Raw genomic sequence first — 14,673 nt, 5'->3', positions numbered from 1 at the left:
CCAAGCACTTCGACCGTCAACCATCTTCTTGACAGATTTTGGTTTCTGTCAGAACGTCTCGGCATGACCGCACCGGTGGACTCCCGCCTCGACCGTCCGTACGACGAGGCGGACCTGTCCTCCGAGACCTTCTGGTCGAGCACGGCCGCCGTCCGGGAGCGCACGTTCGCCGACCTGCGCGCCCGGCGCCCCGTGTCGTGGCACCGCCCGGTCGAGAACGGCCTGTTCACCGACCCCAACGACCAGGGCTTCTGGGCCGTCACCACCTACGACGACCTGGTGGAGGTCACCCGCCGCCACGAGGACTTCTGCTCCGGCGAGGGCATCGTCTTCGAGTCGATGCCCGCCGAGATCCTCGAGGCCGGGCAGGGGTTCATCGCGATGGACCCGCCCCGGCACACCCGGGTCCGCCGACTGCTCACCGCGGCGTTCACGCCGCGGCAGATGGCCCGCATCACCGAGCGGATCGACGCCAACTCGCGCGCCGTGGTCGACGCCGTCGCGGCGCGGGGCGAGGTCGACCTGGTGCCCGAGGTCTCCGCCCCGGTGCCGATGCACAACATCTGCGACATGGTCGGTGTCCCGGCCGAGCACCGCCGTACGGTCGCCCACGAGGCGCAGTTCGCCGGCGGCTGGCGCGACGAGCGGCTCCTCGCCGGGGCGGACCCCCTCCTGCGCCTGCTCGAGGCCGCCGAGGCGATGCGCGTCGTCTCCTCCGAGCTGATCACCGAGCGCCGGGCGCGGCCGGCCGACGACCTGCTCTCCGCCCTGGTCACCGCCCGGGTGGACGACGAGGAGCTCACCGACGCGGAGATCGTGTCCTTCTTCGGGCTGCTCATGGTGGCCGGCAACGACACCACCCGGCAGTCGATCAGCCACGCGATCCTCGCGCTGACGGAGAACCCCGCGCAGCGCGCGTGGCTGCTCGAGGACCTCGACGGCCGCCTCCCCGTCGCCGTCGAGGAGCTGGTGCGGTGGGCGACGCCGATCATGACCTTCCGCCGGACGGCGACCCGCGACTGCGAGCTCGGCGGCCGACGGATCACCGCCGGCGACAAGGTCGTCCTCTTCTACTCCTCGGCGAACTTCGACCCCGCCGCGTTCGACCGGCCCGAGCAGCTCGACCTCGCCCGGCACCCCAACAAGCACCTCGCGTTCGGCGGCGGCGGGATCCACCACTGCCTCGGCATCCAGCTCGCCCGACGCCAGCTCGCCTCGATCCTGCGCGAGCTGCTGACCCGGCTGCCGGACATCCACGTCAGCGGCGAGCCGACGTACGGCAGCGGCAACTTCTTCCACGCCGTGCTGTCGCTGCCGGTGCGCTTCACCCCGGAGGTGGCGTCGTGAGGATCCGCTTCGACGAGGACCGGTGCGCCTCGACCGGGATGTGCGAGTCGGTGGCCCCGGACGTGTTCTCCATCGGCGACGACGGGTGGATGCACGTGCTCGACGAGAGCCCCGACGAGGCCCGTCGTGCCGAGGTCGCCGAGGCGTGCGACGCCTGCCCCACCGGCGCCCTGCGGCTCGAGGACTGAGCCCCGGCACACCCGACAGGCCCGAGGGTGTGGCGCAGCCACATTGCCCTCCGTGAGCCAGGTCACGCAGGCTGCCGGACATGCGCCTGTCTCGGATCCCCCTGCTCCTCGCGACGGTCCCGCTCGCCGCCGGCCTGCTGGCCGCGCCGGCCACCGCCGCCCCGGCCCCGGCCGCCGCACCGTCGAGCGGGCCGGACCGGCACTGCGCCGGCGAGGGCCGCATCGACGTCCCGGGCGCCGAGGAGCAGAAGACCGCCTGCCTGGACGACCTCACCACCACGGGGACCACCGTCAGCGGCCACACCAACGTCGCCGACTGGGAGGGCCTGCAGGCGCCGGGCACGCCCACCCCGAGCGGGGTGCCGGGGATCCAGGTCGACGGCTACTTCCCCGACTCCTCCACGTCCAACACCAACAACGGGTGGGACCACGACTCGCAGTTCGTGCTCCGCGTGCCCGACGACTGGAACGGCGGCCTCGTGGTGTCGGGGGCTCCCGGCACCCGGCGCCAGTACGCCAACGACTTCGTCATCGGGGACCGCGTGCTGGCGCGCGGCTTCGCGTTCGCCGCCACCGACAAGGGCAACAACGGCGCCGCCTTCTACGACGACGGCTCCGCGCCCGGCGGCTCGATCCGCGAGTGGCACCGCCGCGTCACCCAGCTCGCCCGGGCCGCGAAGGTCGCCGTCGAGCAGCGGTACGGCCGCGCGCCGCGGCACACCTACATGGCGGGCATCTCCAACGGCGGCTACCTGGTGCGCTGGCAGCTCGAGAACCGCCCCGGCCTGTACGACGGCGGACTGGACTGGGAGGGCACGCTGTTCCGCGCGGCCGGGCCGAACCTGCTGACCTACCTGCCGACGGCGCTGCGCGAGTACCCGACGTACGCCGCGGGCGGGCCGGGCGCGGAGCAGGCCGAGCGGCGGATGCTCCGCGCGGGCTTCGAGCCGGGCTCGCAGTTCCTGTGGGAGTACCACTACGGCGTCTACTGGGACCTCACCCAGCGGGTCTACCGCGAGGAGCTCGACCCGACGTACGACGGCGATCTGGAGGCGGGGGTGCCGTTCTGCCGGCCGGGCACCCCGCGCTGCGACGCCGACTACGACTACGCCGACCGGCCGCGGGAGGTCCGCGAGGCGGTGCGGTCCGTGCAGCTGACCGGCCGGATCCGCAAGCCGCTGCTGACCGTCCACGGCACCCTCGACACGCTGCTGCCGCCCGACACCGCGGGCCGCGCCTACGAGCGGCTGGTGCGCCGGGCCGGGGCGGGTCGCCTGCACCGGTCCTACGAGATCGAGGACGGCACCCACGTCGACAGCCTGTACGCGACCTACCCCGACCGGCTGCGTCCGATCCTGCCGTGCGCGACGCGGGCGTTCGACCGCCTCGTCGCCTGGGTCGAGGACGCGAAGGCACCGCCGGCGAGCGGGTTCGTCGACCGCCCGCAGCGCGACGACCTGCGCACCGGGTGCTCGCTACAACAGTAGGCGGGCGGAGTCGAGGAAGCGTCGGCCCATCGCGTCGGCGCCGAAGTCGAGCACGTACAGCCCGGTGCTGACGCGCTCGAGGTAGCCCCACGCGGCGACCCGCTCGGCGTCGAGGCCGGTGGCGGCGGCCAGCCGCCCGGCGTACGAGGCGATCAGGGCGTGCTGGTCGCCGTGGCGGGCGGCCTCCTCGACGCGGCCGAGCCACTCGCGGACCGCGATGCCCGCGTCGTACGCCGGGTCGGCCCACAGGCCGTCGGGGTCGACGAACGCCCAGGCGTCGTCCGGTCCGTCACCGCGCCGCAGGGCGTTCGCGGGGTGCGGGTCGCCGTGGGCCCACACCCGGGCGTCGGGGTCGTCGCCGGACGCCAGCCACGCGGCGACCGACAGCGCCCGGTCGAGGACGGCGTCGTCGCAGGCGCCGGGGTGGCCCTCGGCCAGGTCGCGGACCATCGTGGCGAGCTCGTCGGCGCGGCTCGCGCCGGCCCGGGGCTCGTCGAGGTCGAGCGCCCAGGCGTCGGGCAGGGTCGCGCCGAGGGCGTCGAGGGTGCGGTGCGGGCCGAGCATCCCGCGCTCCAACGAGGGGCCGAGCGCCTCCATCAGCACGGCGCCCCGCTCCCCGTCGTGGGCGAGGAACCGCGCGTAGCCCCGGCCGTCGGCGGCCCGCAGCACCGCGGCCTCCCGTGCGACCGCCTCGACCTGGCCGGGCAGGCCGACCTTGAGGACGACGTCGGTGCCGTCGCGCGTCGTCGCGCGGGCGACGTACGACGCGGAGCCGCCGGGCAGTCCGCGACCGAGGTCCAGGCCCCAGGCGCGGGCGAGGTCGGCGAGCAGGTCGGGCAGCGCGGCGGTCCAGTCCTCCCCCGCGGTGCCCATCGCCGCCAGGCGCGCCCGGACCAGGGGCTGCAGGCGAGGGGTCACGCCTCGACCCGGGCCATCACGACGCGCAACCGGTCCTCGAGGCGCTCGCGCTGCCACGCCTCGGGCAGGAAGATCGCGCGGCCCGGCGGCGGGAGGAAGCCGACGACGTCCATCACGTCGAAGTACGGCTGCGGCGTCGCGCCGGTCGCCCGGACGTACGTCGTCGCGAACACCTCGGCCGCCTCGGGCCCGCTGTGCACGGCGAGGTTGGTCGCACCGTGGGCGACGTCGAGCCAGGCGGGGCCGACGGAGGTCTCGACCCAGTCGACGAGCCCCGTCACACGGCCGGCGTCCCAGAGCACGTTGCGTGGCTGGAAGTCGCGGTGCAGGAACGTGGGCTCGTACGCCGGGGGCTCGGTGCGCAGGAGGTCGAACGCCGCCTCCCACAGCCCGGGATCGCGGGCCCAGTCGCGGACGACGTACTTCTCCTCCCACGCCCACGACTGGTAGGTCCGCACGGCGATGGTCGGGACGACCGCGTGCACCTGCGCCAGGAGCGCGGCGAGGGCGGCGGGGTCGGCGCGCTCGGCCTCGACCCGGCCGGGCAGGAGGGTCATGAGGTGCGCGGGATGGCCGCAGGCGGCGGCGTCCGCGTCGAGGGCGAGGGAGCGCGGTGCCGGGACGTCGCCGTCCGCGAGCATCGTCTGCACCTCGGCCTCCCGGGTGGTGAGCCCCGCGCCGTGGGTGCGCCACGGCTCCTCGGTCATCAGCCGGAGCACCGCGTCGGGGCCGTCGGCGGGCACCAGGCGGAGCATGGTGGAGGTCCAGCCGCCCTCGAGGCGACGTACGTCGGCGAGGCGGCCGAGGTGCTCCGCCGCCCAGGCGAGGGCAGGGTCGAGGTCGGACACGCCACGATCCTCTCCTCCGCCATCCTTGACCCTCACACGGTGTCAGACGGTCTCGTGGGGTTCGCCATGATGAGTATCGGAGAGTTCGCCCGCCTGGCCGGGGTGTCCGTGAGGATGCTGCGGCACTACGACCAGCTCGGCCTGCTGAGGCCGCACCGGGTCGACCCCCACACCGGTTACCGCTCGTACGCCGCCGCCCAGCTCGACCGCGCCAACCACCTGGTGGCGCTGAAGGACCTGGGCTTCGGGCTGGAGCGGGTCGCCGAGCTGCTCGAGGCGGACGCCTCGGGCGGCGACCGGGTGGTCGCCCTGCTGCGGGAGCGGCGGGACGAGCTGCGTGCGCAGATCGCGGTCGACCGCGGTCGCCTCGCCCGGGTCGAGGCGCGGCTCTCCACGATCACGAAGGAGCACGCCATGAGCACCACCCTGCAGTTCACCGAGACCGCCCTCCCGTCCCTGCGGCTCGTCCAGAGGTCCGTCGTCGTCACGGACATGGCCGCCATCGAGGCGGAGATGGGCATGATGTTCGGCGCCGTCAACGAGGCCGTCGACGCCGCCGCGGCCCTCCGCACCGGCCCCGGGATCGCCCACTACACGCCGGAGTCCGGCCCGGACGGCGACGGCCTGCGCGCGGCGGCCGCCGAGCAGGTCGACGGTGGCGTCGACGGCCTCGAGTCGGCGGAGCTGACGGCCGTCGACCGCGCCCTCGTGACGACGTACGACGCGGCGGACCTGTCGGGCATCGCCGGCGCCTGGCAGTCCCTGGTCACCGAGGTCGAGCGGCGCGGCCTCACCCCCGCCGGCACCTGCCGCGAGGTCTACCACTCCACGCCGTACGAGCCCGGCGGCACGCGCTGGGTCGTGGAGCTGCAGCAGCCGCTGGGCTGAGCGGTCTCCACAGGCTCGGACGCCCGCGGCGGGTAGTCCCCTTACCATCGGTCCTTCCGGCGTCCTCGGGACGACCGGGACGCGGGGGACTACCCGGTGGGACCGGCCCGGCCTGGGGAAGGAGCGGGCCGGCCACGAGGGCCTCGTCTGTTGCGAGGACCGACGTGCAGAAGTCGCCGACGAGCACGTGTCGTCGCCGTCAGCGGGACTTCTGCACGTCCGTCCTCCCGCCGAGCAGCCGGCCGGGCCGACCCCGGACGTCCTACGTACGCCGCAGCGCCTCGTCGAGCTCGCCGGCCTCGCGGCGGCGGCGGAGCTCGGCGAGGCGGAAGAAGTCATCCTTGGGGCGGGCGCGGAAGTCGTCGGCGTGGTCGCGGACGAAGGCGACGAGGTCACCGATGCCGTCCTCGATGGGCCGCATCCGCAGGTCCGGCAGCAGCGAGGAGAGCTTCGCGAAGGAGACCCGGTAGTCGCGGAGGTCCGGGGAGGGGTCGGCGATCTCGACGGGGGCGCCGGTGAGGCGGCCGACGATCTCGGCGGCCGTGCTGACCTGGACCGTCGCCTCGTCGGAGCCGACGTTCACGATCTGGCGGCCCACCGACTCGATCGGGGCCTCCATCAGCGCGCGGGCGGCGATCGCGATGTCGCCGGCCTGCACGAACGGGCGCCACGAGGTGCCGGCGCTGCGCATCCGCACCGCGCCGTTGATGACGGCGTCGTACACGAACTCGTTGATCGCGAGGTCCAGGCGGAGCGCGGGCGAGGGGCCGTAGACCGTCGCGTTGCGCAGCATCACCGGGACGAGGTCGCCGCGGTCCGTGCCGAGCAGGTCCTGCTCGACGGCGACCTTGCAGCGGGCGTACGCCGTCAGCGGGTTCGTCGGGCCCTCCTCGTCGACGATCGCGTCGCCGGTGGCGCCGTACACGCTGCAGGAGGAGAAGTAGACGAACCGACCGACGCCGGCCTCGGCGGCGAGGTCGGCGAGCCGGACGGAGCCGCGGTGGTTGATCGCCACCGTCAGGTCGGGGTCGAGCTCGCCGAGCGGGTCGTTGGACAGCTCGGCGAGGTGGACGACGACGTCGCGGCCCGCGAGCGCCGTGGCGGCCACGTCGCGGGTGTCGCCGGTCGAGTCGGGGTCGTCGCGCGACTCGAGCAGCGCCCGCCGGTAGAGACCGGAGTCGAGGGTGGCGACGTCGTGGCCGCCGGACCTCAGCTCGGTGACGAGGAGGCTGCCGAGGTAGCCGTCTGAGCCGGTGACGAGGACGCGCACGGCGCTCAACCTAGCCCGTCGAGGAGGTCCGCGCCGGACAACGTCGCAGCCGCCGTCCGGATGGCCGCGAAGTCCAGGTCGGCCCGTGCCGCGACGTCGAGCAGGGACGTCTCCCCGTCGGCGTACGCCAGCGTCCAGAGCATCGCCATCACCGCGTCGCTCGCGGCCCTGCCGCCCGTCGTCGGGTAGATCCCGCGGGTGCCCAGCTGCGGCTCGCCGTACGGCGCGAGGTTGCGGGGGCGCGCGTCGTCCTCGAGGACGTCGACCACCTCGACGAGCGCGACGAGCGCGTCGGTGAGCTCGGCGGGCGTCACGTGCCCGAGGTCGTCGTCGGAGGTGTGGTACTCGGCGTACTCGTTGTGCGGGGTGCGCGACAGGCGGCCGACGGGCAGGTCGAAGCCGAGCGCGTTGTACTGCCGCTCGTCGTAGCCCCACGGCGAGTAGTCGCGGACCTCCCCGCCCCGCCGCCGTACGACGTGGGAGACGGCCGCGTCGATCGGGCGGTCGCCGCGGCGGGTCCGCTTGTAGACCAGCGCGCCCGGTCCCCCGAGGCCGGTGAGGACCAGCCCGTGGCGGATCCGCGGGAGCACGTCGGCGTTGCGCGAGAGCCACAGGACGGCGCCGACGGTGCCCGGCGCGAGGACCACCCGGTAGGCGTGCCGTCGCGGCACGGCGGCGAGCAGCCGCACGAGCTCGGTGACCAGCACCAGGCCCGACAGGTTGTCGTTCGCCAGCGAGGGGTGGCACAGGTGCGCCGACAGCAGCACCTCACCGGCCTCCTCGCCGTCGGGCGGGGGCTCGGTGGCCGGCAGCAGGATCTCGCCGTACGTCATGTGGCCGGGGCCGAGGTCGGCGTCCACCACGACCTCGAACGGCCCCTCCCCCAGCCCGTCGAGCTGGCGCTGGGTCAGGCAGAAGCCCCAGGTGCGGTGGTAGTAGCTGGTCCGGTACGGGACGGCGTCCGGACGGTCGGGCAGCGTGTGCAGGTGCGGCAGCAGCTCGTCGCGGCTGAGCGTCGTCCGCACGGGGACGCTGTAGCCGACCACGTGCAGCGTGTGGACGTCGGTGTCGACGACCACGTCGCCGGTGGTGGTGTCGGTGATCCACGCCCGCCGCAGGGCCCACTCGTCGGTGATCGTCCAGTCGTGGGCGCGGGTGCCGGTCGGCACCTCGTGCCGCTCGATCGCCGCGACCCCGTCGAGGCCCTGCTCGAGCAGGTCGAGCGTCGCCCGGACACCGGGGCCGGTGAGGCTGCGCGGGAGCGGGTACAGCGCCGCCATCCGGGCGTGCAGCCGCTCGCCGAGGACGGCGAGGTCCTCGCCCGCCGAGGTGGTGCCGGCGCGCAGGGCGTCGGTGAGCGCGGCGACGGTGGGCGGCGTGCTCACCGGGCGTCGTCGCCGGGGGCCGGGTCGACCACCACGTCACCGGGCACGACACCGGGCATCTGCTCCAGGACCGACTCCGGCAGCACGAGCGCCTCGCCGACCGGCTCCCCGTCGCCCAGGCGCACCGCCCCGTGGAGCAGCACGGCCTCGTCGTCGGCCGCCACCTCCGCGAGGGACGCCGCCTCCACGAGCGCCACGGTCTCGACCATCGGGGCGTCCGGGAGGAGCAGGCGGCGGGGCTCGGCGCGGTCGCGCAGCGCGGGGGCGACCGGGCGGCCGCGGAGCAGGCCGTCGACGCTGCCCTGCTCCAGCGCCCGCCGGTACGTCGGCAGCGCGGCGTCCACCGCGGCGAGCGTCAGGTCGACGTCGGCCTCGGTGTGCGCGGCGGAGATGACGAAGGACTGGCCGAGCACCCCGTGCTCGAGCAGGCTCTGGAGGAACAGCGTCCGGTAGGCCTGGGACGCCTGACCGTCGGCGTCCCGGGTGGCGAAGACCAGGCAGGAGGGCCGGCCGAGCGCCTCGACGTGGCCGGTGACCCCGTGGACGGCGGCGAGGTCGTTGACCCCGGCGGCCAGGGCCGCGCCGCGGCGCTCCATCGTGCCCACCACGTCGAGGGCGTCGTACGCGTCGGCCACCGCGAGGTACGCCGCGAGCCCGGTGACCTCGGCGCCGTGGGTGCTGGAGAGCAGGAACGCCCGCGACTGGGAGGTCCGCAGCCCGCCGAGCTCCATGAGGTCGCGCCGCCCCGCCAGGGCGGAGACCGCGAACCCGTTGCCGAGGGCCTTGCCCCACGTCGACAGGTCCGGCGTCACGCCGTACGTCGCCTGCGCCCCGCCGGCGGACCAGCGCATGCCGGTGATCATCTCGTCGAGCACCCACACGACGCCGTGCTGCTCGGTGAGGGCGCGGACGCCCTCGAGGTAGCCGGGCTCGGGCTCGACGGTGCCGGTCGCGGCCTCCATGACCACGCAGGCGACCTGGCCCGGGTGGCGGCGCAGGAGCGCGTCGAGCGCGTCGAGGTCGTTGTAGGGGAACGTCAGGGTGCGGGCCCGGTCGGCGGCGGGGATGCCGGCGTGCATCGGGGTGGTGCCGATGAACCAGTCGTCGGTGGAGAAGAACGGCTGGCTGCCGCACACGGCGACGAGCTCGCGGCCGGTCGCGGCACGGGCCAGCCGGACCGCGGCGGTCGAGGCGTCGGAGCCGTTCTTCGCGAACTTCACCATGTCCGCGGTCGGCACCTGCTCCAGGAAGCGCTCGGCGGCCCGGACCTCCCAGGTCGAGGGCCGGGAGAAGCTGACGCCGTCGCGGATGGCCGCGCTGACCGCGTCGACGACCGGGGCGTAGCCGTGGCCGAGGGTGACCGAGCGCAGGCCCATGCCGTACTCGACGAACCAGTTGCCGTCGGCGTCCAGCACCCGCGCGCCCTCGCCGCGGACCAGCACGGGGGCCATCTGCTCGGGGTACTGGTCGGCGCCACGGGCGTAGGTGTGGGCGCCGCCGGGGACCAGCTCGTGCAGGCGGTCCTGCAGGCGGGTGGACTGCGCGAACGACTGCCGCACGATCTGCTCGGTCATCACACTGCTCCCAGGTCGAGACGGACCTTCGCGGACCGGAAGGCCTCGGCGTACGGCGCCCGGCACTCCATGCCGCGCAACCGCATCAGCCCGCCGAACACCTCGGGGTCCCACCAGTCGCGGGCGTGCTGGCTGGGGAAGCTGACGTCGAGCAGCTCCTGCTTGCGGGCGCGGACGGCGTCGTCCACCCCCACGTAGTGGGTCATCGGCCCGAGGTCGCCGTCCCACTTGGGGATCTCGTAGTGCAGCACGAGCGCGTCGCGCCACACGGTGGTGACGAGGTCGCCGATCAGGCGGTGGTCCTGGTGGGCGTCGTCGGTGCGCGGCGCGAGCACGAGGTCGGGGGCGGTACGACGACCCACGTCCTCGAGGGTCTCCTTCACGGCGTCCCAGTGCTGCGGCAGCCGGCCGTCGGGCAGGTCGTGGACCTCGACCTCCGCGCCGGGCACGAAGCGGGGCAGCGCCTGGCGGGCCTCGGACTCGCGGGGCCCGCCGCCGCCGGTGAGGACGACGCCGCGCACCGTCGTGCCGGGTCGCCCGGCGAGCGTCAGCAGCGTGGCGCCGCACCCGATCTCGACGTCGTCGGGGTGCGCGCCGAGGCAGAGCACCTCGAGCGGGCCGGCGGCGGGGGCGAGACCGAGCATCAGACGTCCGACGCCGAGGGGGTCTCGAGCTCCACGTCGGCCACGTCGGACCCACCGTTCGAGCGGCCGCCGCGCCACAGCGTCCACGGGCTGTCCCCGTGGCGCCACCGCTCCTCCAGCGCCGAGCGTTCCTTGAGGGTGTCCATCGGCGCCCAGAACCCGTCGTACTCGACGGCCCGCATCAGCCCGTCCTTGGCGGCGCGCACGCAGCCGTCCATGACGAGGTCGTCGCCCTCGTCGAGGTAGTCGAAGATGGACTGCCGGAAGACGAAGTAGCCGCCGTTGATCCGCATGTCCATGTCGCCCACGGCGGTGAGGCCCGTGACCCGACCCTGGTCGATGCCGACCACGTGGAAGGAGTCCTGCGGCTTGACGGTGAGCATCGAGCCGACCGCGTCGGAGGCGGCGAACTCGGACACGATGGTGTCCATCGGGGCGTCGGTCAGGACGTCGCCGTAGTTGGCCAGGAAGATCTCGTCGTCGCCGAGGTGCCGGCGCACGCGCCGCAGCCGCTCCCCGATCGGCGAGCCCACGCCGGTGTCGGCGAAGGTGATCGTCCAGTCGCTGATGTCCGTCGACAGCATCTCGACCTCGGCCCCGCCGCGGCGGAGCACGAAGTCGTTGGACGACGTCTCGCGGTAGGTGAGGAAGTAGTCCTTCACCGCTTGGGCGCCGTGGCCCAGGGCGAGGACGAACTCGGTGTGCCCGAAGTGCGCGTAGTAGCGCATGACGTGCCACAGCACCGGCCGGGAGCCGATCGGCATCATCGGCTTCGGCAGCGACTCCGGCCCGGTGCGCATGCGCATCCCCAGGCCGCCGCAGAACAGGACCACCTTCATCGCGACCTCACCAGACCTCGAGCTCGGGGACGAACACGACCAGCTTCCCGCCCCACTCACGCACGTGCGCGAGCTGCGCGGAGATCTCGGAGCGCAGGTTCCACGGCATGATCACGACGTAGTCCGGCTTCTCGGCGTCGAGGTGCTCGGGGGCGTGGACCGGGATGTGGGTGCCGGGCAGGAAGCGGCCGTGCTTGAACGGGTTGCGGTCGACGGCGAACTCGATCTGGTCGCGCTGCACGCCGGCGTGGTTGAGCAGGGTGTTGCCCTTGCCGGGGGCGCCGTACGCCGCCACCCGCTTGCCCTCGCGCGAGGCCTGCACCAGGAACGACACCAGGTCGTCGCGGACCCGCGAGACGACGGGGGCGAAGCCGTCGTGGCCCTCCAGGGTGTGCAGCCCGGCGGCCTCCTCGTCGGCCAGCACCTTCGCCACCCGCTCGGAGGGCTCGCCCGCGGTCTCCGCGGGCTTCGACCAGGTCCGCAGCGAGCCGCCGTGCGAGGACAGCTCCTCGACGTCGACGACCACCAGGCCCGCCGTGGCGAGGACCCGCTGGGTGGTCAGCAGCGACACGTAGGAGTAGTGCTCGTGGTAGATCGTGTCGTAGGCGCGGCCGTCGATGAGGCGCAGCAGGTGCGGGATCTCGATGGTCAGCGTGCCGTCGTCGACCAGCAGGGCCCGCAGGCCGGCGGTGAAGTCGACGATGTCCGGCACGTGGGCGAAGACGTTGTTGGCGACCACGAGGTCCGCGCCGCCGTGGCGGGCGGCGACGTCCGCGCCCGTGTCCGCGCCGAGGAAGAGCACCTCGGTGGGCACCCCGGCCGCGACGGCGGCCTCCGCCACGTTGGCGGCCGGCTCGATGCCGAGGCAGCGGATGCCGCGGTCCGCGACGTGGCGCAGCAGGTAGCCGTCGTTGCTGGCGACCTCGACCACGAACGAGTCCTCGACCAGCCCGAGCCGGTCGACCGCGTCCTCCACGTACGTGCCGGCGTGGCGGACCCACGAGTCGGAGTAGGAGGAGAAGTAGGCGTAGTGGCTGAAGATCTCCTCCGCCGGGATGTACGCCGGGAGCTGCACCAGCAGGCACTGCTCGCACACGCGGACGTGCAGCGGGTAGAAGGTCTCGCCGGAGTCGAGCTCGTCGGCGGTCAGGAACGTCTCGCAGGGCGGGGACATGCCGAGGTCGACGAAGGTGTGGGTGAGCTCGGCCGAGCAGAGCCGGCACAGGGGCGCGGTCATCGGTGGGACCTCCGGGTGGCACGGGGCGCCCTAGGGTGGTGACCCCGAGCGACAGAGGGACAGCGAGCGAGGAGCCTGAGCGCGTGGAGATCCGCCGGACCGAGATCGAGGGGCTGCTGGAGCTGCGCCCCACCCCGCACCGCGACCACCGGGGCTTCTTCTCCCGGACCTTCGACACCGCGACGGCGGCGGAGGCCGGCATCGACGGGCGCGCCTTCCTCCAGGACAGCCTGTCCCGGTCGGCGTACGGCGTGGTGCGGGGCCTGCACGTCCGCGTGGGGCGCGGCGAGAACAAGCTGGTCCGCTGCAGCTCCGGCGCGGTCTTCGACGTGGTGGTCGACCTGCGGCCGGGCTCGCCGACCCACGGCCGCCACGTCACCTTCCGCCTCGACGGGGACGAGCAGAACTCGATCTACGTGCCCGCGGGCTGCGCCCACGGCTTCCAGGCGCTGACCGACCCGGCCGACACGTCGTACCGGATCGACGCCGAGCACGACCCCACCGAGGACCTGACGATCGCCTGGGACGACCCGGACCTGGCCATCGAGTGGCCGCTCCCGGCGTCCGCCATGTCGGAGGCCGACCGTCATGCTTCCCCGCTCGCGGAGTGCGCGGAGGGCCTGGCGCGCATCGCGCCCGGCCCGCGCTGACGTCGTCATCGTCGTCCCCCGCTCACCAGGCGATCGCGTGGTAGCGGACACCGCGTGCGCGCAGCCCGTCGACCAGCTCGTCGGGCAGCCGGACCAGGTCGACGAGGTCGACGCCGTCGCCGCCCGCGTCCTGGGAGGCGTCCAGGGCCCCGAGCGCCGCCAGGACGGACTCGTCGCGTGAGCCGACCACGAGGGTGCGGCCGTGGGCGGCGACCTCGCCGGCGTCCTCGGTCATGAGCTGGGCCAGGTGCGGCAGGCGCTCGTCGACGAACGCGCGGTTCGCGCCGATCAGGCGGGCGAGCTCGAGGATCGCGTCGTGGACGCGCAGGTCGAAGCCCTTGCCGACCAGACGCTCGGCGAGCTCGACCAGCGGGCTCTCCCGGAGGTCGTCCGTGCCCGCCTTGAAGGTCAGGCCGAACATCCCCACGTCGCGGTGGCCGAGCTCGACCACGAGACGGACGGCGCGCTCGAGGTGCGCGACGTTGGAGGGCAGCACGTGGTCGAGGATCGGCACGGCCACGTCGCGGGTGCGGGCGACGTGGGTGAGCGCGCGGACGTCCTTCGGCAGGCAGGACCCGCCGAACGCGAAGCCCGGGCGCAGGTACGCCGGGCTGACGTTCAGCTTCGTGTCCGACAGGAAGATCTCAGTGACCTCGTGGGAGTCGACGCCGAGGGCGGAGCAGACAGCGCCGATCTCGTTGGCGAACCCGACCTTGAGGGCGTGGAAGCTGTTGTCGACGTACTTCGTCATCTCCGCGGTGCCGATGGCCACCCGGAAGCGGGGGCCCGGCAGGCCGTCGTACAGCGCGAGGACGTCGTCGCCGGCGCGGTCGTCGCTCTGGCCGACCACCGTCTTCGGCGGGTCGTAGAAGTCGCGGACGCTGCTGCCCTCGCGCAGGAACTCGGGGTTCACGCAGACGCCGAAGTCCTCCCCGACGCGCTTGCCGGAGTACTTCTCGAGCAGCGGGACGAGCAGGTCCTCGCAGGTGCCGGGCAGCATCGTGCTGCGGAACACGACCGTGTGCCAGGCGTCCTTGTCGGCGATCGCCAGCCCGAGCTCCTCGCTGACGCGCTCGAGGTGCTCGGTCGACAGCTTGCCGCCGCGCCCGGACGGCGTGCCGACGCAGACGAGCGAGACGTCGGTCTCCGCGACCGCGGCGGCGAGGTCGTGACCGACCCGCAGGCGGCCGTCGGCGACCACCTCGGCGACGAGGTCACCGATGCGCTCCTCGACGATCGGTGACACGCCCCGAGCGAGCAGGGCGGTCTTCGAGGCGTCGACGTCGACTCCGACGACGCTGTGCCCCTCGGCAGCGAAACAGGCTGCGGAGACGCAACCGACGTACCCGAGACCGAGCACGGACAGACGTGGACGACTGACGTCGCGTGGCATCTTTC

Annotated in this window: 14 protein-coding genes; 5 read left to right on the top strand and 9 right to left on the bottom strand. The window is 73.9% G+C overall.

Translation table 11 applies throughout. From position 1 onward, the window contains the following. Positions 1-63 precede the first annotated feature (63 nt). From Q0858_RS01650 to Q0858_RS01640, 3 genes are all read left to right on the top strand, one after another. Complete coding sequence (locus Q0858_RS01650) at positions 64-1,347, top strand: cytochrome P450 (protein ID WP_299050377.1); 1,284 nt, start codon at positions 64-66, stop codon at positions 1,345-1,347. Then, complete coding sequence (locus tag Q0858_RS01645; RefSeq protein ID WP_299050375.1) at positions 1,344-1,535, top strand: ferredoxin; 192 nt, start codon at positions 1,344-1,346, stop codon at positions 1,533-1,535. Before Q0858_RS01650 ends, Q0858_RS01645 begins: the two co-directional genes overlap by 4 nt. Before the next feature lie 80 nt (positions 1,536-1,615). After that, entirely contained in the window at positions 1,616-3,022 is a 1,407-nt protein-coding gene (locus Q0858_RS01640) for a tannase/feruloyl esterase family alpha/beta hydrolase (RefSeq protein WP_299050374.1), read from the top strand. Here the strand turns inward: Q0858_RS01640 and Q0858_RS01635 are convergent. Together Q0858_RS01635 and Q0858_RS01630 are read right to left on the bottom strand one after the other, a co-directional pair. Next, positions 3,011-3,940: a phosphotransferase gene (locus Q0858_RS01635; RefSeq protein ID WP_299050372.1), complete on the bottom strand. Its 930-nt coding sequence runs from the start codon at positions 3,938-3,940 to the stop codon at positions 3,011-3,013. The genes Q0858_RS01640 and Q0858_RS01635 overlap by 12 nt on opposite strands. Continuing rightward, positions 3,937-4,788, bottom strand: coding sequence for an aminoglycoside phosphotransferase family protein (locus Q0858_RS01630; protein ID WP_299050369.1), 852 nt, complete (start codon positions 4,786-4,788; stop codon positions 3,937-3,939). Before Q0858_RS01630 ends, Q0858_RS01635 begins: the two co-directional genes overlap by 4 nt. Before the next feature lie 66 nt (positions 4,789-4,854). On the opposite strand from Q0858_RS01630, the gene Q0858_RS01625 reads away from it, so the two are divergent. Beyond that, on the top strand, positions 4,855-5,676 hold the full coding sequence (locus tag Q0858_RS01625) for a MerR family transcriptional regulator (protein ID WP_299050368.1): 822 nt from the start codon (positions 4,855-4,857) through the stop codon (positions 5,674-5,676). A 262-nt stretch (positions 5,677-5,938) separates the two neighbouring features. Here Q0858_RS01625 and Q0858_RS01620 read toward each other — a convergent pair whose 3' ends face one another. Genes Q0858_RS01620 through Q0858_RS01595 form a run of 6 tightly spaced genes read right to left on the bottom strand, consistent with a single transcriptional unit; the run spans position 5,939 to position 12,625 of the window. Beyond that, on the bottom strand, positions 5,939-6,946 hold the full coding sequence (locus Q0858_RS01620) for an NAD(P)-dependent oxidoreductase (RefSeq protein ID WP_299050366.1): 1,008 nt from the start codon (positions 6,944-6,946) through the stop codon (positions 5,939-5,941). Positions 6,947-6,951: 5 nt separating this feature from the next. Beyond that, positions 6,952-8,331 (bottom strand): DUF4910 domain-containing protein, encoded by a 1,380-nt coding sequence (locus Q0858_RS01615; RefSeq protein WP_299050364.1) that lies wholly within the window; start codon positions 8,329-8,331, stop codon positions 6,952-6,954. Continuing rightward, the gene (locus Q0858_RS01610; protein WP_299050361.1) at positions 8,328-9,905 is read right to left on the bottom strand and encodes a glutamate-1-semialdehyde 2,1-aminomutase; all 1,578 of its coding nucleotides are present in this window, start codon (positions 9,903-9,905) and stop codon (positions 8,328-8,330) included. Before Q0858_RS01610 ends, Q0858_RS01615 begins: the two co-directional genes overlap by 4 nt. After that, entirely contained in the window at positions 9,905-10,549 is a 645-nt protein-coding gene (locus tag Q0858_RS01605; RefSeq protein ID WP_299050359.1) for a PIG-L deacetylase family protein, read from the bottom strand. The genes Q0858_RS01610 and Q0858_RS01605 overlap by 1 nt, the downstream gene beginning before the upstream one ends. Then, positions 10,549-11,388 carry a glucose-1-phosphate cytidylyltransferase gene (locus tag Q0858_RS01600; protein WP_299050357.1) on the bottom strand — a complete coding sequence of 280 codons (840 nt, stop codon included), beginning with the start codon at positions 11,386-11,388 and terminating at the stop codon, positions 10,549-10,551. The genes Q0858_RS01605 and Q0858_RS01600 overlap by 1 nt, the downstream gene beginning before the upstream one ends. Positions 11,389-11,395: 7 nt before the next feature. Then, complete coding sequence (locus tag Q0858_RS01595) at positions 11,396-12,625, bottom strand: class I SAM-dependent methyltransferase (protein WP_299050355.1); 1,230 nt, start codon at positions 12,623-12,625, stop codon at positions 11,396-11,398. 83 nt (positions 12,626-12,708) lie between these two features. Between Q0858_RS01595 and rfbC the strand changes: the two genes are divergently transcribed. After that, the gene (rfbC, locus tag Q0858_RS01590; RefSeq protein WP_299050353.1) at positions 12,709-13,275 is read left to right on the top strand and encodes a dTDP-4-dehydrorhamnose 3,5-epimerase; all 567 of its coding nucleotides are present in this window, start codon (positions 12,709-12,711) and stop codon (positions 13,273-13,275) included. A 22-nt stretch (positions 13,276-13,297) separates the two neighbouring features. Here rfbC and Q0858_RS01585 read toward each other — a convergent pair whose 3' ends face one another. Then, complete coding sequence (locus Q0858_RS01585; RefSeq protein WP_299050352.1) at positions 13,298-14,668, bottom strand: nucleotide sugar dehydrogenase; 1,371 nt, start codon at positions 14,666-14,668, stop codon at positions 13,298-13,300. Between the last annotated feature and the right edge of the window lie 5 nt (positions 14,669-14,673).

The organism is uncultured Nocardioides sp., from assembly GCF_947489365.1.
GTDB lineage: Bacteria > Actinomycetota > Actinomycetes > Propionibacteriales > Nocardioidaceae > Nocardioides.
This window is presented reverse-complemented; position numbering and strand designations above follow the sequence as displayed.